This is a genomic window from Salinivibrio sp. IB872, assembly GCF_001995345.1.
Lineage (GTDB): Bacteria > Pseudomonadota > Gammaproteobacteria > Enterobacterales > Vibrionaceae > Salinivibrio > Salinivibrio proteolyticus.
This window is the reverse complement of the sequence record NZ_MUFO01000008.1, coordinates 1-25339: the sequence shown is the minus strand read 5'-3', so window position 1 is coordinate 25339 and position 25339 is coordinate 1. Positions and strand designations below refer to the sequence as shown.

General features: G+C 47.5%; 26 protein-coding genes and 2 pseudogenes. 4 read left to right on the top strand and 24 right to left on the bottom strand.

Annotated elements, in window-relative coordinates; genetic code table 11:
• Window positions 1–111 precede the first annotated feature (111 nt).
• The 10 genes and pseudogenes from BZJ18_RS05460 to BZJ18_RS05415 all read right to left on the bottom strand — a co-directional run bounded on the left by BZJ18_RS05460 (window position 112) and on the right by BZJ18_RS05415 (window position 6845).
• Entirely contained in the window at window positions 112–567 is a 456-nt protein-coding gene (locus tag BZJ18_RS05460; protein ID WP_077455634.1) for a GNAT family N-acetyltransferase, read from the bottom strand.
• A 12-nt stretch (window positions 568–579) separates the two neighbouring features.
• Window positions 580–1316, bottom strand: a pseudogene (locus tag BZJ18_RS05455) (delta-class carbonic anhydrase).
• A 191-nt stretch (window positions 1317–1507) separates the two neighbouring features.
• Complete coding sequence (locus tag BZJ18_RS05450; RefSeq protein WP_077455633.1) at window positions 1508–1927, bottom strand: GNAT family N-acetyltransferase; 420 nt, start codon at window positions 1925–1927, stop codon at window positions 1508–1510.
• An 88-nt stretch (window positions 1928–2015) separates the two neighbouring features.
• A complete protein-coding gene (locus BZJ18_RS05445; protein ID WP_241824921.1) occupies window positions 2016–2543 on the bottom strand; it encodes a nucleotidyltransferase family protein in 528 nt (175 codons plus the stop codon).
• Between the two features lie 108 nt (window positions 2544–2651).
• Complete coding sequence (locus tag BZJ18_RS05440; protein WP_069587063.1) at window positions 2652–3044, bottom strand: hypothetical protein; 393 nt, start codon at window positions 3042–3044, stop codon at window positions 2652–2654.
• Window positions 3044–3268 (bottom strand): membrane protein insertion efficiency factor YidD, encoded by a 225-nt coding sequence (gene yidD / locus BZJ18_RS05435; RefSeq protein WP_021022755.1) that lies wholly within the window; start codon window positions 3266–3268, stop codon window positions 3044–3046. The genes BZJ18_RS05440 and yidD overlap by 1 nt, the downstream gene beginning before the upstream one ends.
• Window positions 3268–3483, bottom strand: coding sequence for a DUF4177 domain-containing protein (locus tag BZJ18_RS05430; RefSeq protein WP_069362674.1), 216 nt, complete (start codon window positions 3481–3483; stop codon window positions 3268–3270). The genes yidD and BZJ18_RS05430 overlap by 1 nt, the downstream gene beginning before the upstream one ends.
• Window positions 3484–3540: 57 nt before the next feature.
• A complete protein-coding gene (gene rimJ, locus BZJ18_RS05425) occupies window positions 3541–4086 on the bottom strand; it encodes a ribosomal protein S5-alanine N-acetyltransferase (protein WP_198532184.1) in 546 nt (181 codons plus the stop codon).
• Window positions 4087–4170: 84 nt separating this feature from the next.
• Entirely contained in the window at window positions 4171–6249 is a 2079-nt protein-coding gene (locus tag BZJ18_RS05420; RefSeq protein ID WP_077455630.1) for a M13 family metallopeptidase, read from the bottom strand.
• Window positions 6250–6287: 38 nt separating this feature from the next.
• Complete coding sequence (locus tag BZJ18_RS05415; protein WP_077455629.1) at window positions 6288–6845, bottom strand: GNAT family N-acetyltransferase; 558 nt, start codon at window positions 6843–6845, stop codon at window positions 6288–6290.
• A gap of 455 nt (window positions 6846–7300) precedes the next feature.
• Between BZJ18_RS05415 and BZJ18_RS05410 the strand changes: the two genes are divergently transcribed.
• The 3 genes from BZJ18_RS05410 to BZJ18_RS05400 all read left to right on the top strand — a co-directional run bounded on the left by BZJ18_RS05410 (window position 7301) and on the right by BZJ18_RS05400 (window position 13302).
• Window positions 7301–8965 carry a mechanosensitive ion channel family protein gene (locus BZJ18_RS05410; protein ID WP_077455679.1) on the top strand — a complete coding sequence of 555 codons (1665 nt, stop codon included), beginning with the start codon at window positions 7301–7303 and terminating at the stop codon, window positions 8963–8965.
• A gap of 177 nt (window positions 8966–9142) precedes the next feature.
• The gene (locus BZJ18_RS05405) at window positions 9143–10243 is read left to right on the top strand and encodes an efflux RND transporter periplasmic adaptor subunit (RefSeq protein WP_077455628.1); all 1101 of its coding nucleotides are present in this window, start codon (window positions 9143–9145) and stop codon (window positions 10241–10243) included.
• On the top strand, window positions 10243–13302 hold the full coding sequence (locus BZJ18_RS05400; protein WP_077455627.1) for an efflux RND transporter permease subunit: 3060 nt from the start codon (window positions 10243–10245) through the stop codon (window positions 13300–13302). The genes BZJ18_RS05405 and BZJ18_RS05400 overlap by 1 nt, the downstream gene beginning before the upstream one ends.
• A 70-nt stretch (window positions 13303–13372) precedes the next feature.
• On the opposite strand, the gene BZJ18_RS05395 is transcribed toward BZJ18_RS05400, so the two are convergent.
• The 5 genes and pseudogenes from BZJ18_RS05395 to BZJ18_RS17545 all read right to left on the bottom strand — a co-directional run.
• Window positions 13373–14881, bottom strand: coding sequence for a phospholipase D family protein (locus tag BZJ18_RS05395; RefSeq protein ID WP_077455626.1), 1509 nt, complete (start codon window positions 14879–14881; stop codon window positions 13373–13375).
• 127 nt (window positions 14882–15008) lie between these two features.
• Window positions 15009–15584, bottom strand: coding sequence for a DJ-1/PfpI family protein (locus BZJ18_RS05390; protein WP_077455625.1), 576 nt, complete (start codon window positions 15582–15584; stop codon window positions 15009–15011).
• 36 nt (window positions 15585–15620) lie between these two features.
• Window positions 15621–16118 carry a peptide deformylase gene (def, locus tag BZJ18_RS05385; RefSeq protein WP_077455624.1) on the bottom strand — a complete coding sequence of 166 codons (498 nt, stop codon included), beginning with the start codon at window positions 16116–16118 and terminating at the stop codon, window positions 15621–15623.
• Window positions 16119–16240: 122 nt separating this feature from the next.
• Window positions 16241–17446: an MFS transporter gene (locus tag BZJ18_RS05380; protein WP_077455623.1), complete on the bottom strand. Its 1206-nt coding sequence runs from the start codon at window positions 17444–17446 to the stop codon at window positions 16241–16243.
• Between the two features lie 88 nt (window positions 17447–17534).
• Window positions 17535–17636: pseudogene (locus BZJ18_RS17545) on the bottom strand (cytidine deaminase); the annotation flags it as partial.
• Window positions 17637–17747: 111 nt separating this feature from the next.
• Between BZJ18_RS17545 and BZJ18_RS05370 the strand changes: the two are divergent.
• On the top strand, window positions 17748–18131 hold the full coding sequence (locus BZJ18_RS05370; RefSeq protein ID WP_077455622.1) for a hypothetical protein: 384 nt from the start codon (window positions 17748–17750) through the stop codon (window positions 18129–18131).
• Window positions 18132–18214: 83 nt separating this feature from the next.
• Here the strand turns inward: BZJ18_RS05370 and BZJ18_RS05365 are convergent, their stop codons facing one another.
• From BZJ18_RS05365 to BZJ18_RS05320, 9 genes are all read right to left on the bottom strand, one after another.
• A complete protein-coding gene (locus BZJ18_RS05365; RefSeq protein ID WP_077455621.1) occupies window positions 18215–18586 on the bottom strand; it encodes an MmcQ/YjbR family DNA-binding protein in 372 nt (123 codons plus the stop codon).
• 57 nt (window positions 18587–18643) lie between these two features.
• Entirely contained in the window at window positions 18644–19201 is a 558-nt protein-coding gene (locus BZJ18_RS05360; RefSeq protein WP_077455620.1) for a nucleotidyltransferase domain-containing protein, read from the bottom strand.
• A gap of 45 nt (window positions 19202–19246) precedes the next feature.
• Complete coding sequence (gene yegD / locus BZJ18_RS05355) at window positions 19247–20599, bottom strand: molecular chaperone (protein WP_077455619.1); 1353 nt, start codon at window positions 20597–20599, stop codon at window positions 19247–19249.
• A gap of 175 nt (window positions 20600–20774) precedes the next feature.
• Window positions 20775–20993 (bottom strand): DUF6500 family protein, encoded by a 219-nt coding sequence (locus tag BZJ18_RS05350; RefSeq protein ID WP_077455618.1) that lies wholly within the window; start codon window positions 20991–20993, stop codon window positions 20775–20777.
• A gap of 18 nt (window positions 20994–21011) precedes the next feature.
• Window positions 21012–21524 carry a methylated-DNA--[protein]-cysteine S-methyltransferase gene (locus BZJ18_RS05345; RefSeq protein ID WP_077455617.1) on the bottom strand — a complete coding sequence of 171 codons (513 nt, stop codon included), beginning with the start codon at window positions 21522–21524 and terminating at the stop codon, window positions 21012–21014.
• Between the two features lie 458 nt (window positions 21525–21982).
• Window positions 21983–22237 (bottom strand): hypothetical protein, encoded by a 255-nt coding sequence (locus BZJ18_RS05335; RefSeq protein ID WP_074212458.1) that lies wholly within the window; start codon window positions 22235–22237, stop codon window positions 21983–21985.
• A 193-nt stretch (window positions 22238–22430) separates the two neighbouring features.
• Window positions 22431–22964 carry a GNAT family N-acetyltransferase gene (locus BZJ18_RS05330; RefSeq protein ID WP_077455616.1) on the bottom strand — a complete coding sequence of 178 codons (534 nt, stop codon included), beginning with the start codon at window positions 22962–22964 and terminating at the stop codon, window positions 22431–22433.
• A gap of 148 nt (window positions 22965–23112) precedes the next feature.
• Entirely contained in the window at window positions 23113–23595 is a 483-nt protein-coding gene (locus tag BZJ18_RS05325) for a MazG-related protein (protein ID WP_069586825.1), read from the bottom strand.
• Window positions 23596–23764: 169 nt separating this feature from the next.
• Window positions 23765–24508, bottom strand: coding sequence for a nitrilase-related carbon-nitrogen hydrolase (locus tag BZJ18_RS05320; protein WP_131825266.1), 744 nt, complete (start codon window positions 24506–24508; stop codon window positions 23765–23767).
• Window positions 24509–25339 lie beyond the last annotated feature (831 nt).

The following is a 25339-nucleotide window of genomic DNA, read 5'->3' as shown; positions in this document are numbered from 1 at the left end:
GGCTGACCCTGGGGACAACTAACCAACTTTCTGACTATAGACCGTATTGCTTATTGCCATACAGAGTGTCTTATTTTTTAATCACAAATCACATTACTGACTCAAATATTATTAATTGCCAGAATAGACCATTCGCCACTCACGCTCTCCGGTATGTGGATCCGTTTGCTCTTTATCAACCACAAAACCGTGACGTAGATAAAAAGCGTAACTGGCGGTATTTTTCTGATACACAGTGAGGTCGATAGTGGGCTTTTGCAGTTTGGCATGATCGAGCAATTGACTGCCCACACTGGCACCCTGATGGGCAGGATCGACAAAAATCGCCGCCAGCGTATTACCATGCAATGCATAAAAGCCAAGGATAACCTCTTGATGGGTTCCTACCCACACCTCAGCCATCGGTAAATAAGAGGCACGCATGGCATCACGTTGCTGATGCCAGAACGCCTCATCAATGAAATCATGGGCCTGCAGTGAGGCATTTAACCAGATATCTAGAACCGGCTCCGTATCGTCCGGCCGCATACGACGAATGGTTAATCGATTGGACGCCGTCGTTGACATACTGTTCCCTTTTTATTGCTCGGAGAGTAACGCAGGCTGAACCACCAAATTACGTACACCGTGCGCATGATGCTCTTCAAATACGTTTGCCTGACACCAGCGCTGAATACTTGCGATGTTGACCTTTTTGACCTTCGGGCGGACCCGCCACGTTACTTGGTACGGCGATCCTTTCTCGTTGTAGGCCGGGCCGGTCGTTGAGCCGAGATAGCTTACCGCCTGACCACTATCTTCGGGCAGGTGAATCGCTTGATAGCGCCCTTTGCGCTGACCAACCGCCGTTAGGCGCGTGAAATCAGCGGCACTGTCATCATTCACCGCCACAAGCACTTGTGCCTCAACCCGCAACTGTGGATTCACCGTCGCATCACTTAAGCGTGATATGCCATGCGCTCAGCGTCGGTTAATTGTCCCGTATAAAGGTAACCGGATTGGTAACCCTGCCCGTCCCCGATCCCAGCATATCGCGTAAATTCGCCGCCTTTATGCTCTGCGTTTTTATGAAAATGAATATTGCACAAATTCATCTGCGGTGCGGCAGGTGCGTACTGAAACCGTTGTGGGTTAGTGCCTGAGAGTTGATCGATATCTCGGGGTGACTGAGGACCAAAGCCCTTACCTAACGTCGCTTCAGTAAGGGATTGATGCTGGTTAGCCAGTAATGTTTCATCATTACTGACGGTCGCGAAAACGGAAGTGGAAAGCAGCACACTGAGGGAGGCCGCTAAAAATGAACGTGATGTCTTCATGATTCCTTTCTATCTGTGAGTCAAAAACTTGCGAGTCTAGTCCTGTTACTCGCAAGTATATTGATCTCAGCCGTAGCCCGTTGATAAACCACACAACGCGACCCGTTTTTTGGAATCTTTATCACTGTTTTATCACGACAAATCAGTCAGTTGCTTGTCGGAATGAGAATTTAACCCGCTCAATGTTCGACTCAGTCCGCAAGCTTTTTAGTCATAAAGTGCAGAGAATGGTTGAGGGGATAATCATCTAACGTCATCTGACATTGATAGCCATGTTTTTCATAGAAAGGTTTAGCTTGAAAACTAAAGGTATCGACAAAGGCCATCTTACAACCTACCTCTTTGCCGTACTCTTCCAAATTGCCCAATAGATGACTACCAACATGGCGTTGACGAAAGGCGTCATCCACCCAAAGGTATTTAATCAACAGCCATTGTCCCCAGGTGTTGGCTATAATTCCACCCACTCGCTCATCATGATCATTAAAGGCATAACCAGCTAACGACCCTTCTGGGATCCCGGCAAGAAACGGGTGATTACTTTGCTTTAACCCTTGGCGAATGGCTGTAATATCATCATCACTCGGGTTAGCATCCATACGATATTTCATGTGTTTACGTATCCATACTGATTAACACAGAAACGAGTATGCCTTGGGTGGCATGGACAATCTGTGTCCATGCGCACTTTATCGGTTCTTACTCCGCATTGATTGGCTTAGCTGCCACCGAACATTGGGTTGTTACCGTTAGCTTTGGCCAATGGGTTAGCCATTGCTTGTGATCAATTCGCTGCTGGAATACCGACCAAGGGCGAGCGGGATTATGGCTGAGTTTCAGTTCAAACAAAGACTGTACACCGAATGCAGCGATCACTTCACAGCGCTGATTCATATCGAGGCGAACCGCAATGGCCGTTTCCTTTTCGGGCCAAAAACGCATCGCATCCAGTGTGCTCGCATACGGCCGATCTTGATGCTTCTCATGCATTCTTGCTTGGTTGCGCACCTGCCAAGTCATCTCCGGCATGGTTTTTTGCAACAAGGCTTCAAGGTATTGCTCGCGCTCAATGCTGGTGTCTGAGGGATCAAAGTAGATCACATCAATATCATTGAGCGCACTCGGCGGGTACTTATGGCATGCATCCCAGACCAAGTTGCGAACAAACCCGGCGGCGATATAGCACTGGGGTAAATTGAGGGACTGAACACATCGCAACGCACGCATCCTCACAGGATCTACCTCAATCAAATCAATTAAGGCGCGACGATATGTCTTCTGGCATAAAAAGAAATGGTGCTGGTGACGTTTACGGATCCGACGACGTTTCATGAATTAGTCACCACGACGGACGTGTTCGAATATTTCGCGTGATACATGATAGTTATACTGCCTGGCAATTTTCTGGGCAAAAAACAGCTGTGGTAACTCAAATAGCACTAAGCCAACCAAAATCAACGCAAAATAAGGCTGACTCATCACTAAGCCGATAACGGCGATCACCAATAATGCACATTCTACGACAAACAACCCATACCTTCGCAAGTAAAGATGATGAAAGCCACCAAGGAATGCCCAATTCAGCGCCGCATAGGTATCGGGATCTTTGAGCTGTCTGGCTTGCTCGGCAAAATAGCGTTTTTTCTGGCTTTGGGTCAAGCCATTCACCTGCTTCCTCAGTGCTTCTTCTTGCGCCTCCAGCGCTTCGATCGGTTGGGTAAAACGCATTAAGGCACCTCGTCGTGAATTTTTTCAATCGCATTGGGATTATTACAGCGGCGAATGCGCGCCAATCCGAGTTGCCAGCCTCGGAGTGCGCCGTATCTTTCGATCGCTTGGCGCGTGTACTCCGAGCAGCTCGGCTCGAAATTACACTCAATATTGAACCGTTTCTTTGATCCACCTTTAGCTTGGTAACGATGGATCAACGTAAGCGACAAATACTTGAGCATTAGCGACCTAGGGTGACAATCACTGCCTCACGCTGCCAAAACAGCATGTATCTTTTCTTTTCAATGACTTGAAAAACAACCTGCCAGCCATCTTGCGCGTATTGATTGAGTTCGGCTTCGAGGCGTTGCAACGGCAAGCCACTTGAGCCCAGCAATAAGGTGCCGCAACCACCTTCAACAATATGAACGACTTTGTACTCGGTAAACTGACTCATTTTTTCTCCTGACAGTTAAATGGATAAAACGGAATGTCCGACTGGTGATTCCACGACTCACTCTTCCATTGAAGGATTGAGTTTGGCGGTGAGGACATGATCTTGCCAGCGGCCATTGATTTTGAGGTAACGGCGAGCATAGCCTTCGCGCTCAAACCCCAGCTTGGTAAGTAGCCGCTCACTGCGCGTGTTGTCCGGAATATAGTTGGCCATCACACGGTGCAACCCAACCTGATCAAATACAAAACGGATGCCTGCTTGGATGGCTTCATGCATGTAGCCCTGCCCTTGATAATGCTTGTCAGCGGCATAACCTAACAGGCACGCTTTAAAGGCGCCGTGAATGACATTGGTAAAATTGCACACCCCTATCACATCGTCCCGTTCATGATGCAAAATCGCAAACTTAAAGGCTTGCTGCTGTTGAAACAAGTCTTTCGCTTCTTGCAGCGCGCGATGCCAATAGTCTTCGTGATAAAATGCGGCAGGACGTATGGGCTCCCATGGGGAAAGGTGAGTACGATTTCGTTGATAAAACTGCGCCATCATGTCGGCTTTTTCTGGGGGAAGTAAAACTAATCTCGTCCTTGGGGTGCTCAGCACTTGGGGCCTCCTTACATCTGTTCGCTCGACAGACAGTACCAACATCTATCGCAAAAAATGCCGCCCTAACGGCGGCATCCGAGATTACCAGATATTCACCCGCTGATCTTCGGGTAAATACATGCCATCACCTTCTTTAATATCAAAGGCTTCATAGAACGCAGGGACATTGCGCGGCGCACCGAGCACGCGATATTGCGGTGGCGCATGCGGACCCAGCGACACACGCTCACGCAGGGCATCTTCACGCATCTTCATTTTCCAAATCTGTCCCCAACTGAGGAAGAATCGCTGCTCGCCGGTATACCCATCCATCACTGGAGACGGTTCTCCGTGCAACGATTTTTGATAGGCGCGGAAGGCGGTGGTCAAGCCGACTAAATCACCAATGTTCTCACCCAAAGACACTTTGCCGTCAATGAACAAGCCCGGCAATGGCTCAAACTGGCTAAATTGCTCAGCCAGCTTTTGGGTGCGTGCATCAAAGCGCGCCCGGTCCTCATCCGTCCACCAATTGGATAGGTTGCCATCACCATCATATCGCGAGCCCTGATCATCAAAACCGTGCCCCATTTCATGACCAATCACTGCACCGATACCGCCATAGTTCACGGCGTCATCCGCATTCATATCAAAAAATGGTGGTTGTAAGATCCCGGCGGGGAACACAATCTCGTTGGCAGTTGGGCTGTAATAAGCGTTGACCGTTTGCGGGGTCATGCCCCACTCTTTGCGATCAACCGGCGCACCAATCCGCGACAACATATCTTGATAGCCCCAGCGTGCGGCACGTTTGCTGTTGCCAATCAAGTCATCGGCGTTGATGGTCAGCGCGCTGTAGTCTTCCCATTGCTCTGGGTAGCCGATTTTAGGCGTGAATTTACTCAGCTTATCCAATGCTTTCGCTTTGGTTTCATCACTCATCCACGCTAATGATTCAATCGAGTCTTTAAACGCGGCACGCAGGTTATCAATCATGGTTTCCATACGTGCTTTGGCTTGCGGTGGGAAGTAGCGGGCGACATATTCTTGGCCAAGCGCTTCACCCAATACCCCTTCAGTGGCTTGCACGCCGCGCTTCCAGCGGTCACGCTGCTCAGGAATACCGTTAAGGGTTTTGGAATAGAACGCAAATTGACGTTCAACCAACTCATGATTTAGGCGCGGTGCAAACGCATTGAGCGTGCGGATGGTTAGATAATCTTGCCACGCTTGCAGGCTGGTTTGCTCAAACACCTGCCCTAGCGCCTCAAAATAAGACGGCATGCGCACCACAACCTCATCGGCTTTGTCGATACCCGCGCGTTTGGCAAAGCGGGCATAATCAAACTCACCCATCAACTGGTTGAGCGCCTCAATGGGCATTTTGTTGTAGGTGGCTTGCGCGTCACGGCGTTTAGCGCGTGTCCAATGGTGCTCTGCCAGTGTCTTTTCCAGCTGATAAATTCGATCCGCGCGTTGTTTGGCCTGATCGTAGCCCGCTAAGCGCAGCATGTCTTCGAGATAGCGTTTGTAAGCGGTGCGGATACGCTCAGCGTCCTCGGTGTCTCGGAAATAATAGTCTCTATCCGGCAAGCCCAACCCGCTTTGGCTCAGATACAGAGCGTTATAGTCAGGGTTTTTCGCATCGGCCCACGCATAAAAACTAAACGGGATCCCAACACCAATTTGTCGCAAATCGGCCATCGCATAAATCAACGCAGGCTTCGAGGAAATCGCCGCAATACGATCAAGCTCAGGTTTGATTGGCGTGACTCCTAAGGCATCAATTTTATCTTGGTCCATATAGCTAAGATAAAAATCACGCAGCTTTTGCTCGTTGGAGCCAGGCTTAAGATCATCACGCGCCACCAGCTCATCAATGATGCCTTTCAGACGCTTTTCGTTCTCTTCCGCTAAGATACGGAACGCACCATAGCTGGACATATCACTGGGGATTTGGGTTTGGTCGTACCACGTGCCGTTCACGTGACGGAACAAGTCATCTTGCGGGCGAACCGTTCGATCAAAATCTTGCAGATGGAGCCCAGACGCTCGCTGCACCTGAACTTGTGCAGCGTCAGCCGCATGCACCGTGGTTGATGAAACGCTAAGCCCCATGCCAAGTACAACACTCAGTGCGACACGCGTCAGTAGCAGACGTTTTTTCGGTGTTTTTATCATTTTGCTTTCCTATATGACTCAGTCACTTTCCCTGTTCACTATCGTGATGGTGTCCTCACGTCTAAATCGCGATAGAGCACCAAACAGTGGTAATCTCGTCCTTCATCTTGCTCGGGTTCAAAATGGGAAATACGACAGAACCCTTGCTGATACCAGAATCGAAACGCGCGAATGTTTTCGGCGTAAACATTCACACCCATGCGTCGATAGTCCCCATAAGCTTGCACGGTTTCAATCACGCTCGCAACCGCTTCGCTGCCATAGCCATGTTTTTGATATCTTGGAGAAATAGTGAGCATGGGCAGCCAAACACTCTGTGCATCCGGCGCATTGAGTGAGATTTGTAAGTAGCCAATATCTTTACCGTCATGGGTCTGAATGCGACGAAGGTAAAAGGCCTCTTCGACGTCGGGCGCCTTTTTCTCCGCACTATCCGCTATCAATGCTTGATAAGTCGACAACGACCAAGGTTTAAACGTGGGATCTTGATATTGCAGATGCTGATTTTGCTCAAACAGCGCTTTAACGCGCTTTGCATCACTGTACTCAAACGCACTAAAACACAGGCGTTCAGACCGCCATGTTACTGGAAACATGTTCCTATTCCTTTCAATTCAATCCCATGACTGCCATTAATCATGAGCCGCTAGCGCCCGTCGATGACTGACATCAGCGTGATTCATCATACACGTACTAACTAGCATCGCGCATATCTAGATCGTGTTAAAAAAGCAACCTCACCTGGTTCACTAAACCGTCGTTCTCATTGCCCGTTGGCAGACACCGACACACGCGACGCGAAACGGTCACCATTACTATGCAATCCACAAGCAATAGCTAACGCATCATAAAAACCAGTGCATCACAAAAATGGCTGACGGTATAGGCAGTTAAGGCTAAACTCGCTACGCTATTAAAGCTCAGGGGCAAGGCTCGGTTGGGCATTGGATTGCCGCCATCGCTGCCCATCACAATCGCCAACAGGCAAGAGGAAAGAAACGTGAATTGGATAAAAACGTTATCGCATCGCCGTCAACGCATGAATACGATCATGCTAGTACTGGTAACTCCCCTTCTGTTTCTTCCGCCGGCCTATGCCGACCAAGCGCCGGCGCCGACTGAGCAAAGTGTCACGTCGAGCGATACCTCCTCATTAGCGCATCAAATAGCGCGCACCAAACAATATATTCAGACCCTTGTAGAAAGCCTTGAACAAGCAAAAGGCGATGACAAAGATGCGATTCAATTGCAGCTGTTTAACAAAAACGAGGAGCTAAGAGAGCTGCTCACCGACGCCATCAATCAACAAAGCTTGGATAACCCGCAGTTGGTTCAACTGGTCACGGCGCAACGGCGGTATACGCAAGACGCGTATCAATACATCACGGCCCGTCTCAATACCCTCAATGAGCAAATCACTCAAGCCAGCCAAGAGCAACGCTTACCACTCATCAATGAGTATGCGGAGCTACAGCAATACCTCAGTACTGTCTTTGAGGCGAGTTGGGAAAACATACGCTGGCTTGAGCAGCTCGATCAGCCGACACAGGAAACACGAAACACCTTAGAGCAACGTCTTAACCAGCGTTTACGACTTCTTTCCGCATCTATCGACTACCTACGTCAGCAATACACAGCGCAAGAAAAACAAATCAAATCGAGTCCTGATTCCGAAAAACCCGCGTTACAGCTGACGCAATTGAACACCCAACAACGACTGACTATCGCCACTGATGGCTTAAAGCGCACCTATCAGCTCGCCGATCAGTTGGGGATCGAAACCGCAGAATATAAACGCCAGCTATTTGGCGTTACCGGCAACATCACCCAAGATATTCTGGATGTGGATGTCGCGTATTCGATCCTCTCCCATTGGTCCGCAAATGCCCTGAACTGGGCAGAAGACAATGCACCACAGTTGATTTTCCAGCTCATCATTTTTGTGCTGATTTTGTTGGTGGCAAAACTGCTCGCAAGACTTACCCGCTCCGTTGTGAAATCCGCGGTCGCCAATAAAAACTTTAAGTTCTCTCAGTTAATGCAAGACTTTTTCGTCTCGATGTCCGGCAAAGCCGTGTGGGTAATTGGGATCTTGGTCGGTCTCTCGCAGATCGGGGTCAATCTTACTCCGGTACTCACTGGCTTTGGTATCGCTGGGGTCATTATCGGTTTTGCGCTGCAAGATACACTATCAAACTTTGCTGCGGGGATGATGCTACTGATCTACCGCCCTTTCGATGTAGGTGATTTTGTCTACGCCGGTGGCGTGGATGGCAAAGTAGGCAATATGAGCTTGGTGAATACCACGATTCGCACGTTTGATAATCAAATTATCATTGTCCCGAACAGCAAAATATGGGGAGATGTGATTAAAAACGTCACTCGAGAGCGGATTCGGCGGGTGGATATGGTGTTTGGTATTGGCTATAAAGATGACCTTCTTAAAGCAGAAGCCGTGCTCACCGAGGTTGTTCAATCACATCCTGCGGTACTTCGCACACCGGAGCCCATGATCAAAGTACATGTTCTGAATACCTCCTCGGTAGATTTTATTGTCCGACCATGGGTGAAAACCGATGATTATTGGGACGTCTACTGGGATGTCACCAAAACAGTCAAATTGCGCTTTGATGAAGAAGGCATCTCGATTCCATTCCCGCAACAAGACGTCCATCTGAATTGGGTCTCGACAGCGCCAGAGGCTCGGTCAGATTGAGCCACCTCTCTAACAATCATGACGGCTCAGTGATTCAAACTAGCCGTCATTCGTTCGTGACTTTCATCACATAAATAACGTACGTTTTTGATAAATATAACTTACACTGACATCGCGGCGCTGATGCTGTTTCATACCACTACAACCAGTCAATTACCTTCTAGGAGTCCCTGCGTCATGCTAGATTCAAAGCTTGGGTTTACCCTGCGAAACGTCCTCACCGTGGCGGCCTGTGTCGCTATGCTCAATTCACTTACTGCGTGTAGTGAAGCGCCGCAACAGCAAGACACAAAAACTGCGCCGCGTCCAGCACTCGTCGAAATCACACAAGCGCAGTCAAGTGCAAACCTTAGTTTTAATGGTATCGTCAGAGCATCAGAGCGCGCAGAACTTGCTTTTGAAGTCGGTGGACGTTTAACGTCGCTTCAAGTGGAAGAAGGAGACGCTATCACTCAAGGACAGCTGCTCGCCTCATTAGATCAGGAGGATGCGCAAACCGCGCTCAATTCCGCAAACATCGAGCTTAACGATGCCAATATCGAGTACAAGCGCGCCAAAGCGATTTTTGAGAAGAGCCAAGCCATCTCCCAAGCGGATCTCGAGAAAATCAAATCACGGCGTGACCTCGCGCAAAACCGTGTCGCCGAAGCAAAGCGTGCCCTAGCTAATACGCAGCTGCGCTCACCGTTTGATGGCATCGTCGCGCGACAACATGTCGACAATTTCAGCCAGCTGCAAGCGAATGAACCTGTCCTCACCGTTCAAAATATCAATAACTTAGAAGCGGAAATTCACGTGCCACACCGCGTGGTAATTTCTGGTGTTCAGCGCACCCGCGCCATTGGCATTCTTTCAGCTATTCCCAATAAACAATTCCCTTTGGTGTTAAAGACGTTCGCCTCCGAGCCTGACCCTGTGTCACAAACGTACCCAGTGGTCTTATCGTTTACCGATTTGAAGGGTGAGCGCATTCTGCCAGGCATGTCACTAAAAGTGATGCCTGCAATACCAACCAGTAGTAAGGATGCAAACCCATTAATCACATTACCGCTTACTGCAGTGGTGCCTGATAATCAGGGAGGACAGTTCGTTTGGGTGGTAAACAAAGACAACATCACCGAGAAACGCGCCATCAATATAGGCGAACTAAATAAAAGTCGCATCGTGGTCACTGGTAATCTATCTGTGGGCGAAAAAGTCATTATTGCAGGTGTGTCCAGTGTGAAACCAGGCATGGAAGTCCGTCCTTATACGGAAGAGAATCACGGAGCGTTATAATGGATATTGCACGCTATACGATCGCTAAGCGCTTCAGTGTTTGGGTACTCATTGCGCTTGTTTTGCTGGGCGGTTATATCAGCTACCTGAAATTAGGGCGGTTTGAGGACCCAGAATTTGTTATTCGCCAAGCGGTCATTATTACCCCCTACCCTGGCGCTACCGCGCAAGAAGTGTCCGATGAGGTGACAGACGTCATCGAGGGCGCGGTTCAATCGATGCAGGAACTGAAGCAGGTCAAGTCTGTCTCGCTTCAAGGACGCTCCGAAGTCACCGTCGAAATTAAGCTTTCTTTCTCAAAGACCGCCGCAGAGTTACAACAAGTCTGGGACAAAATGCGCCGCAAAGTTGTGGATGCACAACGACAACTTCCGCCCGGAGCGGGCTCATCCATCGTTAATGACGACTTTTCTGACGTCTACTCATTATTTTTTGCCGTCACTGGCGAAGGCTTTAGTGATAAACAACTTCAAGATTATGTCGACACCTTAAAACGAAATCTCGTGCTCGTGCCTGGCGTGGCGAAAACGGCGACCTTAGCCGACAAGGATGAAACCATCTTTATCGAGATAGCGGGCGATAGCCTATCGAAATTTGGTGTATCCGCTCAAAATGTTTTCCAAACACTGCAAAAGCAAAATCTGGTCACCGTTGCCGGAAACATCGACGCCCAAGACATGCGAGTGCCGGTGATCCCTCGCGCAGATATTGGTTCCGTCCAAGATCTTAAAAACGTGCAAGTGTCCGTAGGTGACAATAATACCGTATTAACGCTCGGTGATATTGCAACGATTACACGCGGCTATCAAACGCCACCGTCCATGCTAATGCGCTATAACGGTCAGCGCGCCATTGGTTTTGGTATTTCAAACGTCAGCGGTGGTAATGTTGTCGAGATGGGAGATGCGGTTAAAGCCCGCTTAGCGGAGTTAGATAGCCAGCGCCCCCTAGGGATGGAGCTGCATACCATTTCGATGCAATCAGACTCAGTACGTGATTCCGTCGCCAATTTTATCGATAATCTAATTGCCGCTGTCGCGATCGTTTTTATCGTGCTTTTGCTGTTTATGGGGATCCGCTCCGGCATCATTATCGGTTTTGTCCTGTTGTTAACGGTTGCCGGTACGCTCTGCATTATGTATATCGACGATATTGCCATGCAACGAATCTCACTCGGGGCGCTGATTATTGCGTTAGGCATGCTGGTTGATAATGCCATTGTCGTGACCGATGGTGTCCTCGTCCGATTGCAACAAGATACAGAAACTGACAAGAAAACCATTGTGTCAGACGTCGTCAATAGCACGAAGTGGCCACTTCTCGGTGGCACGGTTGTGGGTATATTCGCGTTTAGCGCAATCGGCCTATCTCCGTCTGATATGGGAGAATACGCCGGCTCTCTGTTCTGGGTTATCTTGTATTCAATGTTACTCAGCTGGCTATTTGCGGTTACAATCACGCCACTACTCTGTCACGACTTCCTGAAAACCAAGCCTGTTGCTCCCTCGCAAGCACCCGGACGCATTGTAACCGCTTACAAAGCGCTGCTCGCTTGGGTCCTCGCGCATCGCGCCCTGACCAGTGTGATTTTAGTCGGAACCTTAGCCCTCGCCCTGTGGGGAACTCAGTTTATTCCCCCTGGCTTCATGCCAGAGTCACAACGCCCGCAATTTGTGGTAGATGTCTATCTTCCGCAAGGCTCAGACATTCGGCGGACAGAATCGGTTGTTGCGAGTATTGAGCAAGATGTCCAAGCCAAACCCGGCGTAACCAATATCACCAGCTTTATTGGCGGTGGCGGACTCCGGTTTATGCTGACCTACTCGCCGGAGCCCCGCAACCCGAGTTATGGACAACTGCTGATTGATATTGATGACTACACCAAGATTGCCCCGCTACTCAGCGAGCTTCAAACTGAACTTGATAGTAAATATCCAGACGCATCCATCAAGGTGTGGAAGTTTATGTTGGGCCGTGGTGGCGGTAAAAAAATTGAAGCCGGATTTAGTGGTCCTGACAGTGCCGTATTACGCCAGTTAGCAGAACAAGCAAAAGCCATTATGCTGAATGATGCGGATTTAATCGCAGTCCAAGATGACTGGCGCCAGCAAGTGCCCGTTTTACGTCCCCAGTATGCGACAACACAAGCGCAACGCTACGGGCTAACCGTACAAGAGATCAGTGAGGCCATTGCGCAAACATTGACGGGACAACGCGTCGGCGTTTATCGAGAGGGGAATGATTTAATTCCTATCGTCGTGCGTGCGCCAGAAAGCGAACGCCAACAGATCCGCGCCATCGAAAACACCGAGGTATATAGCCGCCAAGCTGGAGAATATGTGCCTGTCAGCCAGCTCATCACCTCGATTGATGTGGAGTATCAAGATGCATTGTTGCGTCGGATTGACCGTATGCCAACCATTCTTGTACAAGCAGACCCTGCCCCTGGTGTGCTCACCGCTGACGCATTTGACGCGCTTCGCGGCAAAATCGAAGCCATTGAGTTACCAGCGGGTTACAACCTGACCTGGTACGGTGAATATAAGGCCTCCAACGATGCCAATGAGGGGCTTGCGGTGTCTGCGCCTTATGGGTTTGCCGCCATGATTCTCGCCGTGGTGTTTATGTTTAACGCATTGCGCCAGCCTCTGGTGATTTGGATGACGGCGCCGTTGGCGATCATCGGCGTCACAGTCGGGCTGATTGTCTTTCAAACACCGTTTGAGTTTATGGCAATACTCGGCTTCTTAAGTTTGATTGGGATGATGGTTAAAAATGCCATCGTGCTCGTCGATCAAGCCGATTTAGAGCGACAGAATGGTAAAGCGCCCTACGAAGCGATCATTGAAGCGGCATTAAGTCGAGCCCGCCCTGTGCTGCTCGGAGCCCTGACTACGATTCTCGGGGTCGCCCCATTATTGATTGATCCCTTCTTCAAAAGTATGGCGGTGACCATTATGTTTGGTCTCTTATTCGCCACCATTTTGACACTGGTCGTGGTGCCTTTATTTTATGCCATATTGTTCCGTGTTCGTCTTCCTGACACGGTAACTCGCTAGTAAAAAGCCGCCCGCCTTACATCAAGGCGGGCGGATGAATCCACTTTACATTGGAACCCTTTAGGTTCAACTATAACCAACCTTCAATCGGCAACCAGCCACTCAGCCAAGCGCCCATTGATCGCATCTTTCCAACATCAGGATCACTATGGAAGCGCTCTCCGGTTTGATGGTCAATCCAGATCAAATCTTCGTCCTCGAGTCTCAGCTCATAAGCACTCACCATAAGCCCTGTGCGAAGCTCTCTTAATGCTTGCCTGACATAATCAGGATGCGTTACCACCACACCCATTTCCGTGTTTAAGTCCGCAGAGCGTGGATCGAGGTTCATCGATCCGACAAAGAGTTTCTGGTGGTCTAGAAGCATTAACTTGGCATGCAAGCTTGCGCGGCTACTCCCTGTGACGCTCCATTGCGATTTTTGTTTGATAAACGGCTGGCTTTTCATTTCCCAAAGGTGCACGCCACCTTTAACCAACGCATGGCGATATTTGGCATACCAGCCATGCACCGCAAAAACATCATTAGACGCTAAGGAGTTGGTTAAAATCGTAATGTCTTTGCCTTGTTTAACCGCATTGATCAACGCTTGCGTTCCCGTATCTGTCGGCACGAAGTAAGGTGACACCAGAACCATATCGCTTTCTACACCTTGAAGTAGCTCAACGATTCCCGTGGTCATATCACTTTCATTCAACGTGATTTTTTCCGGTTGATCGTACATTAGCCTAATTGGCCCCCACCTCATCGGCAGTTGATGATTTTTTAACGACTCATAGAGTGCCAGCGAGTGAAAATTATAGTTTTCGCGTGTAAATTGGTGCTCAATATTGGCTTCTTTTCGCCACTGCTCTATATCCTCACGACTCGGTGACCTGTCACTGCGCAAGATGTCTGACATCTGGTGAGCATAATCACTGTTCCAGTAATCATCGAATTGCTTTTGCGTTTGAGACACCACATCGCCATAAAGCATAAGGTCAAAGTCGCTGAACTCCACCGATGATTGATAAGAAAAGTACTCGTTGCCGATATTACGCCCACCGACAATCGAAAAAACACCATCAGCAGAGAAAGACTTGTTATGCATGCGCCGATTTAACCGCTTTCCATCGGTTAACCATGAAAGCACACGCGAGATACGATACTGATGTGGATTAAAAAGTCTCACTTCAATATTCGGATGCGCGTCAAGGTAGGCCAAACTGCTATCGTCACGACTTTGCATATCGTCAAGCAATACTCGAACTCTTACACCGCGCTCTGCCGCCTCATAAAGTCGCCATATAATCAGCTGACTCGTTTCGTCACTGCGAAAAATATAGTACTGAACATCCAAGGATTGAGATGCCGACTCTATCATTGCTAAGCGAGCTAACAACGCATCACGACCGGTTTTTAAAGGGAGAAAACCAGCATAGTCAGGAGGGATACTTGTTGGGCGAGCCACATAGTCGCGAAGGGAAGACTCCGAATAAAACCCCAAGAAATGTGAAGGCAATTTATCATCCGAGTTCGCAATCGACTGGCACCCTGTCAATAGAAGCAAGAGACCAATAAGGATAGTTAACTGTTTCATTCTCTCCTCAACGGTTATCAACAAATAACATCACAGTGATGCATTTATTTTCCTTTCGCTTCAAGCTTAGAGCACTGGCCTCGTTTATGTAGATATTGCTCAAGAGAAAAGGCAATAGACTCTTTTGCTATCGATCGTTTATCGAATAATCCATTTGCTTGGCCACGCGCTGGGCTAAATCCTCGCTATGCAGATCAGCCACCAGCTGCAAACTCATATCAATACCCGCAGATATGCCCGCGGAGGTAAGATATTTTCCATCCCTCACCCAGCGCTTACCTGGTACCACGCTTAATGGCGGATAGGCACGGCTGAGGTCGTCCATATCTTCCCAATGTGTGATCACTTTTCGACCATCGAGTAGTCCGGCCTCTGCCAGTATGAACGCCCCCGTACAGACAGAGGCCGTGCATTGGGTGATCGCATCTTGTTGCTTCACCCAATCGATCACCGACGGGTTAGTGACTTGCTCATGGTGAACGCCGCCGACAACCAGCAGCACATCCAGTGTGGGATGATTGGCGAGATGATAATCCGGCACGACACGCAAACCGCCGCGCGCGAGCAAAGGTGAGTCTTGTTCAGCAATCAGTCCAACCTGCCAACTGTCCGCGCCCAAACGTTTTGCGGTGCTAAACACTTCAAAAGGTCCGGCAAAATCGAGCACCTCTGCGTGCTCATACACATAAATACCAATATTCATCGTTTGTTCTTACATCCATGTAAGTTTAAGATTCTACTAAGCGCTCTGTTTTAAATACTTCTTCACCTTTTTTAAGGCCATTTGTCGTTTTAATGGCGAGAGATAATCGATAAAAAGGTTTCCAGATAAGTGGTCGATTTCATGCTGCATAACAATGGCAAGAAAATCATCGCGCTCTATCGTGATCGATTGACCATTGCGATCAAGGGCCGACACCACAACAGACGAGTATCGCTCGACATCTGCATAATAGCCGGGCACGGATAAACAACCCTCCTGACCAATGGCTTTGTCAACGCCAGATACAACCACCGGATTAATGAGCACTAAAGGGTCATCCCGGCGTTCAGAAATATCGATGACGACAATCGCCTCTTTACGACCCACTTGCGTAGCAGCCAATCCAATACCGTTGTCAGTGGCATACAACGTCTCAAGCATATCATCAATCAACGTCTGTACGGCGGTAATATCCGTGACTGGCTCTGCTTTTATGGCCAGCCTTAGATCTGGCGCGGTAATGATTTCTAACATACGGGCTATCTATTTCCCAGGTTAAGGGTGATGAGGAATAAACTTATCAAAGCGGCTCTCCATATTAACCTACCTTTAACCGCATGGATGATGAGTCAGCGTGAGTCACAAAGCCACCAATCTTATGACGACGTGGCTGCGAGGCGTGTTTTCTCTCGCACCGATAAAAAAAGCATACCGATGCTGGCACACATCGCCATAGCGATAACAAGCGACCAAGTCACCGAATAACCGAACGTGTCGATGACATAGCCAATCAATACAAAGCTTGGCATCAGCAACAAACTACGCAACGTGATCAATACCCCTTGAATACGACCGCGATGGCTCGCCGGTGAGTTGTTGGCAAGATATACGCCTTCTTTGGTCAGGACCAACACCTCACCAGCGGAAAGAAAAAACCACGCTAAAAAGTGAACGGGAATCGTAGGTGCCAACATCACAAGACCATACCCCAGCACAAATAAGAGTCCTGCATAGGCCAACCCCATCGTCTCAGTATGTCCAGACGTGACGCGGAGCAATAGCGGCGTGATGATCACCACCAACACGCACGCATATGTCATCAATTGACCAAAACGCACGGGCCCTTCTTGGCCAAATAAATGACTCAAATAAAGCGGGCTGGCCATCGTCATTTGGTTCAAAGCAAACCAAAGCATGCCGCAAAGTAAAGTGAACGCAATGAGATAAGGACGTGATTTAAGCACCGACCAGACACTGCCTTCTACCGCACGCTCAAGGTCAGAGTCAGACTCGGGGACGGCTTGCTCGGTCACATTAACCAAAAAGGCCACCACAAGAATACCCACCAAGACGGCGAGTCCGTTACCAAAGAAAATCCATTCAGTGTGCTGCCAAAACAAATAGCCCGCTAAGATGGGGCCAATCGCTGAACCCAAGTTATAGGCAAGGTAACTAAGCGACATCACCGCATCGCGATTGCCTGCGTGAGATAAATCGGCCACCAATGCATTACTGGCCGGCAACGCCACACCAATAAAAAAGTACGCAGCGAATAATAACACCGGCACCATCACCGGGGCATCGGGGGCAAACCCACATATCAGCAGCAAGATAGCGCCGACACATTCCCCCGCCACCATAGTGTTTTTATGGCCTACCCAATCAGAAAGCTTGCCACCAATAAAACTCCCCAGCAGGTACAAGCCAGTAATACTCATCGCCAATGTACCCGCCAGCGACGTGGAGTAGCCGAGCTTATCGGTAAACAAAAGCACGAGGAAAGGAATAATAAAGTTGCCCATCCCGAGGATCATGCGGGCCAGTGCAACGTAGTAAATATTGCGGTGCAATCCTTTATACATCGCCACCGCAGAAAGAATCTTGTTGATTGTCGTAATCGTTAAACGTCCGTGTTAAAAAATCAGCACATAATGTACATGATTGATAAATTTATAAAAACTCGTCATTCACTAACGACCAATGGTGCGGCATGAGCTCGCGCACAGTTTTAAAAACTAGCTGGTTGTCTGGCGTAGAAATCGCGGCTTTTACGCAATTATTGTGCCCAAAAGAGGTAAATACGAGGCTTGCGCTTTTCTGTTTTTAGAAAAAATAAAGTCCTTAATATGGTGGCTACGTTTCGACCTCTCCAGAGACACTTCGATGGATGATAACGCTCGGCAACTGCTTAATCACCTATGCCACGGCTATGACCAATTAGCTCAACGTCACCAGACGCGCGCTTTTCCAGAGCTCTCCACCGCTATCAAGCACCCACTCGGCTATTGTCTGATTCACTGCCCGGTCGGTAGTCAGCGATTATCGATTGTTTCGCTACAATTTGCCCCCAGCGTTCGCGGCCAAGGGGTGCTGACGGCGTTTATCGATTATATTCAAGCACATCCGCATCACTACCGCGGCATTGAAGTTGCCACCATTCAAAATCAAAGCTTAGCGAAACGGCTACTGGCACTGGGTTGGCGATATAAGTCTGTCCTAACAAAACTATTTCGCGCCAACACACCTACCTTGGTGCATGATTTCTAATCAAAATACGGAAGTTTTCGCTAAGGTGGGTTCCTATTATTGCCGGCGTTTGCCAACCCTGAATGGCTTGTCCAGCGCCTCTATCAAAGACTGTTCTCATCGACGCCGAGCTCGGCTCGTTTCACTTTACTCAAGCCCTGACAAACAAGCTGATACGATTGCGCCACATAGTACTTTAAGTCTTCATCAAGCTCCCCAGTGGTATGGGTTTGTTGAATCCATTTCATACCACGGTTAGCAAAATACGGCGCCGGTACGTAACCCTCAAGATCGCACAAAAAGGCATAATTTATTGGCGAGGTTTTAAAGGTAAACGCCGGTTGACCGCTTTTACTACTGGTGCCAATGGCAAAGACTTTCCCACCCACTTTCCAGACGTCTGAGTTGCCCCACTGCACCACATGTGTCGCGGCCGTAAACGCGCTGCAATATTGATTAAATGTAGAATGGTCCATGTGGCTCTCCTTTCGACGCCTCAATGACAAGGTAGGAAGCAGTATTGTTTCTGTCAGTTACAATGCGGCTGACAGCTTCTTAAGGTAGCCTTTTGCTAACGCGTTATTTCCACGGCTCAGCCATTTGATGCAATCAAACAGCTCCCAAATCAGCCCTTCATCCCCGCTGGTGTACACAGGAAAGTTCTCGTGCTTAGGGGCTGGCTCATCCGTCACTCGCGCTGGAACGATGTCTGCTTTATCAAATAAAACCATAAAGGGCTGCGCGAGCTGAAATGGCTCACTCACGTCCAAACAATGGATTTCGGCACTGGTTAGATCCGTGAAAATATATTTTTTAAACATCGCCTGTTCATTGTGATCACCGGACAAGCAATAGAAAATGTCTTTTCCGGCCTCAAAGCGCGCAAAACATGACGCTGCCGAGCGATGAAAGCCGTGCTGTGTAAACACGACAATATCCGCATCGGACACGCGATCGCCTTTGCCTGCGGCGAGAGATCCGACCAATACTGCCGCAATCACATCCTGCTCTGAAGCAAATGCGTCGCAGGCCGATTCAATCAATGCCTGCTGCAAAGGTAAATGCTGTCCATTTATGTCATCCTGAATCATAGATATTTCCTTATTGTTTTGAACGAGCCGCAACGGCTGTTGGGCTTACTTAAAGCAGACTTCCGCCCAACGCGCTAAGCCTGCAGTGACTGAGCCAAAGTAGTCACCACTCACCACAGGAATGTTCGGCAACTCTGCTTGTACAGCCTCACGTAAAAAGGGCGAGCGTGCCGAGCCACCTGTCATAAAAATCACGTCAGGCTTTACACCAGCCTGAGCGACCACATCGTGTACTAAGGCGATCATCTTACGTTTGGGCGCTTCAATCGCATCAATCATGTTATCGCGCGATACATCAACGTCCACGCGCTCGGAGAACAATTGAATACCCGCTCGGTATGCAACTTGATCCGACAACGCAATCTTTGCCTCTTCCGCACGACGGACAATGTTGTAACCCAGTGACTCGTGATACACCTCAAGCAAACGGGCCAGTTTATGTGGCTCTTGCGCTTGCTTGTGCAGCCCTTTGAGCACCGCCAAATTTTCAAACGCATAGAAATCGTTTTGCGCTTGTACGTTGTTAATCGCGATAGGGTTGGAAAACTGCGTAATCGGCATTTCAATGCCAGATTCCATCTTGCTGCCCATCCCAAACGGGAACATCATTTGTTTGAATGCCAACGCAATATCTAAGTCATTGCCGCCAATACGCTGGCCTTTGTGCGCTAATAAACTTGCACTACGATCGCTACTACCGCGCCATGATGGCCCCATCTCAATCAACGAACAGTCTGTGGTCCCCCCACCGATATCGACCACCAGAACAATTTTGTCTTCGCTCAATGTGGCTTCATAGTCCAGGCCAGCCGCTACCGGCTCAAACTGAAATTCAATCTGTTTAAAGCCCGCCCGCTTAGCCGCATTGAGCAAAATAGCTTCGGCTTGGCGGTTTGCCGTCTCGCCTCCACGGCCTTGAAAGTTGATCGGCCGACCGATCACCGCATCATGAATACTCTGTTGGGTTTGGTGTTCGGCTTGCGTTTTGATGTTATCCATCATTGCGCATACGAGGTCTTCAAAAAACCGAAGCTGGGCATCACGTAAACCTGACGCGCCAAGGAAAGATTTAGGCGATTTCACGTAGTACATATCGCGCGGATCATCGAGATAGCGGTCGAGCGCCGCTTGACCAAACGCCATGTCCTCCGCCTCAAGTTCAATGCTTTCCTCTCGGTTTACATGAATGGCGCGGCGCAACATCTGCTCGCCAATCGCATCTAGCGGCTTGATGCCCCGATGACGAAACAAATACTCAGACACTGATTCGCGCGTAGGTGCGGCAAGGGAGGAAGGAATAAACGTGCTGTCCACTTCTAGACGCAACAGCGTCGGCTGACCGTTTTCAATCTTCGCCACCGAGCAATTTGCTGTACCATAGTCAAAGCCGATATACATAAATGCCTCTCACCGCAGAAAAAGTCGGCAATGCTACCTCAACCGTCGCGGGATTTCTAACATCCGTGTGCCCAAGCCAGTCCGGCTGTCTGGGCCAGTGCCCCGCTACCCATTGTCATCTTGGTGAACCTGAATTACACCTTGTCGGCAAAATAGGCCATGATTTCTGCAGTCGTCATAAATTATTTTTCACCATCTCTTTGATGGTTCTTGCCTTAACAAAATGATCTAATTGATGGGTCTGTATCCACCAGGTTGCGGCTTCCATCAACTGCTCTGGATTGTCATTTTTGTTTTTGAAGAACGCATAAAATGACACACCGACATTCTCACCTTTCGCTTTGATTTTTTGATCACATACCGCCAGGATTTTCGCTCTTAGCTCCGCTCTCATACGCGCCCACTTCTATCCTTAAATGAATAAGTTCTGTTCTAATTCTAAAAGGCGCTTTTTCAGTGACAGACCGCCACCGTAGCCAATAAGCTCCCCTTGGGTGCCGATAACCCTATGGCAAGGAATAATAATCGCCAACGCATTTGCCCCGTTGGCATTGCCAACCGCTCGTACTGCGGCTTCATTACCAATCGATACTGCCAACTCTTGATACGTCACCCTGTCACCGTATTGAATGTTGCTTAATGCACTCCATACCGACCGTTGAAAATCGGTACCCGCCAAAAGTAAAGGCAAATCAAAAGTTTTTCGCTCACCCAAAAAATATTCCTCGAGTTGAGCTTGAGTAGCCGCTAAAACATCATCGCTCTTTTCTACAAACTCAGCGTTAAGAATCCGTTTAATGCGCTCATCAACAGCACTTCTCATTTTGCGATATCGGAAGTCACACAAGCAAAGCTTACCTTGATACGAACCAAGGATAAATTCGGCATAAGGGTGTTTATAATACTGGATATTTACTGTGTTCATTGTGTCTCTTATAAATGATTTATCCATACCAATATGGATACTTGTCTTATCTGTTTTAACTTCTACGTTAATTACCCCTAAGTGTTTCTAAAATTCTCATACCATCGCTTTTGCAGCCACTGTAACCACCAAAAATCGTGGGTATCTTATGGGCATTTCGCAGTTGAACCCACGAATCCCTAGTTGCTTAAGAAAAGAATGCATTTATGGTTGATATAATCAAACCCAATGCTGGTGCGAACAAACATAGAATTGCAAGAACGAATAGTACGAGAATACGTTTCCAAGACTTTGCTGCTTCTTGGGAAAATTTAACTGTCAACCAAGAATCCGAAGCAACTAACATTGTATCTTCCTGATTCTTTACATACTTCTGTTTGTCATAAAGTGACATAAGCTAGACTCCACCTACCTACAGATGCTAGCACACGAGAGTCGGTGCTAGCTCCTTGTGTTTGTTATGCGACGCGCACACCTACTTTTTCCAGTTTTTGACGGATGCTGTCGATTGACTCGTCATATTCCCAGTACATCATACGACCGTGCGATCCAGTCACTAAAAGATATTGCTCACTAACAGACTGCAGCCTCTCGATCGCAACGAGCTTTGTGACGTACTGCTCCTCATTCACTGTTTCTGTAATTTCTTTATGATTCTCGTCATAACCGTGAACGATAATCGCTGTCTTGACATTTACCTCTAGGTATTGCATCTATTTGATTTCCTTTTCTGTCCGTTTGTATCGCTAGATTGTGTAGTACTCAACCGCGTTGTTGATCAAATTAGTCACCTAACGCACTGATCCAAACTAGATTATTCCCGCCAATCAGCTATACCTCAGCTAATCCATTGCGTAGACACCAAAGCTGATTAAAACTGAAAATGCCAAGCGCTGAAGATTTCTCTTAAACACCTTGCCAGTTGCGTTCTAACCACTCCGAACGCAGCATCCCATATTTAACTGAATCGTAGTACTTGCCCTCGTAGTAACGCACTTTTCGCAATCTAGCTTCTTGCTGGAAGCCTAATTTCAATGCTAGCGACATCATGCGAGGATTACCCGACCAGGTTGTCATACCAACACGCTCAATTTCTTTAGTATTAAATAAGTATGAAACCCATAGAGGAATGGCTCGTGCTGCGATACCTTTCCCCCAATATGCAGAATCGTAAATGATGATACCAGCTTCAAGCCAGCGAGTTTCTTCACACTCCCAGTAACAATTTACTGTCCCAACAGGTACATTATCTACAGTGATTACCTGTAAGTCTGAACCATTTAATAATCTTTGAAATAAAGATTTCTCAAACTGTTCTAGTGATGGATTTGAGTAAGGAAAGTAAGGGCCATTAAACTTTGTCCATTCATCGTTTGAAACAACCAAAGAATGGAGAGATTCCAGTTCGTCTTCCTTGGCTGGTCTAATATCTACTTTCATATTTTCCTTAATACTTCGCGACTCTTTGTAGCAAACTAACGAATGACATCATTCCCTCTCTTGATGCTCTACCATACTTAGGTGCGGCAGAGCGACGTGTGGAATAAGAACCTCGCCGAAATCTAAAAATTGATGACATACACTTTTGTTATGGCGCTCGATTTTCAGTCAGTTCCTGTATGTCGATTAAATCCACTTCTCTTTTCAGTAAGCACTTGTACTTTATTAACTCGTCTTTAGGGATTACTGGCACTTCGACATTTTGGTAACACATTGAAACCGAGTTAGAAACATCAATTTCTAACCTGTGCCATGAACCATCAAGAGCCGATTGAATTCTAGTTCCTTTAGACAAACCAACTTCGATTTTTTGAGAATGGTAGATTAATTGGAAATACTCTAAATCCCAACCGTATTCCACGTAATGCGTTAAAGGTTTGGAGACATATGAACCAACCTTTGCTAACAGTTTTTCTGCATTGACATTGTGGATAAACAAGTCAATGTCCGCAACTGCTCGGCTACCACCGTAAATTTTTGCAGCCAAACCACCAACAATTTGATAGTCAATTCGCTCTGATTCCAAGATCCCCTTAAACCAAATCAATGCTTCTTTTACCCTATCGCTCATCTTGAGTACCTAGTTAGTTTAATCGTGCGCTATAATTCCAGCATAATACGTTTGCTACTATGCAGGCTTAGCTGAGTTTTACCGCCTTAATCACTAAAACTAAAGACAAACTGACAATGCCGAGTATAGCAAATCGTGTCGATGCATTTGTTATAACACTTACGTCCGCTTATCGAATTACTAACTCGTGAGTGGTTGTATCGAATACGCCAATACAATTTTTATCGAAGGGCAATTGCGCAATAATGTCACCATGACTTGAGATTATCTTACTACCGCCTAACCCTTTATCATTGGAGTTATTCAAAGAATTAGGCCAATTACATTGAATAACCATAGCAGAGAGTGATTTAGCTATCTTTTTTGAGCCCTCCTCATAATTTGTACTTTCAGTGTTTACGGAGAATTCAGATTGCCCAATATAGCTTGGCCATAGAATGTAAGATGGCGATTGAACTGATAATTGTTCAACAACCCAATTAAAGTCGCTTGCCTCACGGCACAAATAAGAGCTGAACGTCCCAAGTGGATGTTCCAAGATACTACGCTTATCACCAGATTCAAAAAATGTACACTCACTTTGAGTTAGCCCTACTTTTCGCCAAACTATCTCTAAAGTGCCCATCTCATTAATAGCAGAATACACATTATAAACCTTATTATTTTCATTTAATGGGTAGCCGATGAAGACCAATGTATTTGACAGTTGGCATTGAATTGAAACTTCATTCAGTGCATTGTCGACCAAATGTTTCTGTGCCTGATTTTTAATATCTCGATGGAAACCAGTAATTGCCAGTTCAGGAAACACAAGAACATCCAAGTCATGATTCTTGTTAACGACATTACAAATCGTTTTTGTGTTCCCCTCAACAGTCCAATCCATAGGCATTTGGGCTATACCTACTTTCAACGAATACCCCACTAACTATAAAAAATGAACCGGTGTTATAGCGCCGCTATCTAGCGAGTCCCCTCATAAATATCTTTTGAAACAATGAAGCAGACACGCATCGCTCCCTCTGATCGAATGAATTTCGCCAAAAACACACTCGATACAGACAGATTCAATAGCGATGCTAACGATGCATGATGATCAAACCCTACTACAAACACTGTCAAAACAGTGCCCCAAAATTCACAAAAAACGGCTTATTTCTCTTACTCTTGCCACTAAAACCTTACTCGACGGCGCTGATTTACCCCAAACCAGCTTGGGCGTGCGCTTGAGACGTAAACCTCAGTTAAACATGCGATTAAACATATAGAGCGCCTGTTAGGCAATACACTGTTGTATCAAGAGAAAACCCTCATGCATCGCTGGTATTCCGCCAGCACGTTTCGAACGCCTCTTGAAAAGTTTGTTGGCTTAAATAATGTGGCACCAAACTAGGCCACTCCAAAACAGAATATTCAAAGTCCAGATTATTACACTCTGAACTGGAAACATATGAAAAACTAACTGAGGACATGCCTTAAGCTCACTCGCCGAGAACAACATTTGCGGTTGAAGATCCCAACTTGTAGCTAAACACAGACCTCTTTTATACCTAGGGTGATTCACCAAGTACTCAGCGTAGGATGAGTACATTGTCCATATCCCTAAAAAACCAAGTAATTCAACTAGTGCTATCACTTCTATACTAAATGGTAACAGTGAAGGTCCTCCAATGAGGAAAATAGCTGCAAATATCCATTTTCTATTTCTCATTACATATCCTTGTTAATGATTTTAGCGAACAAC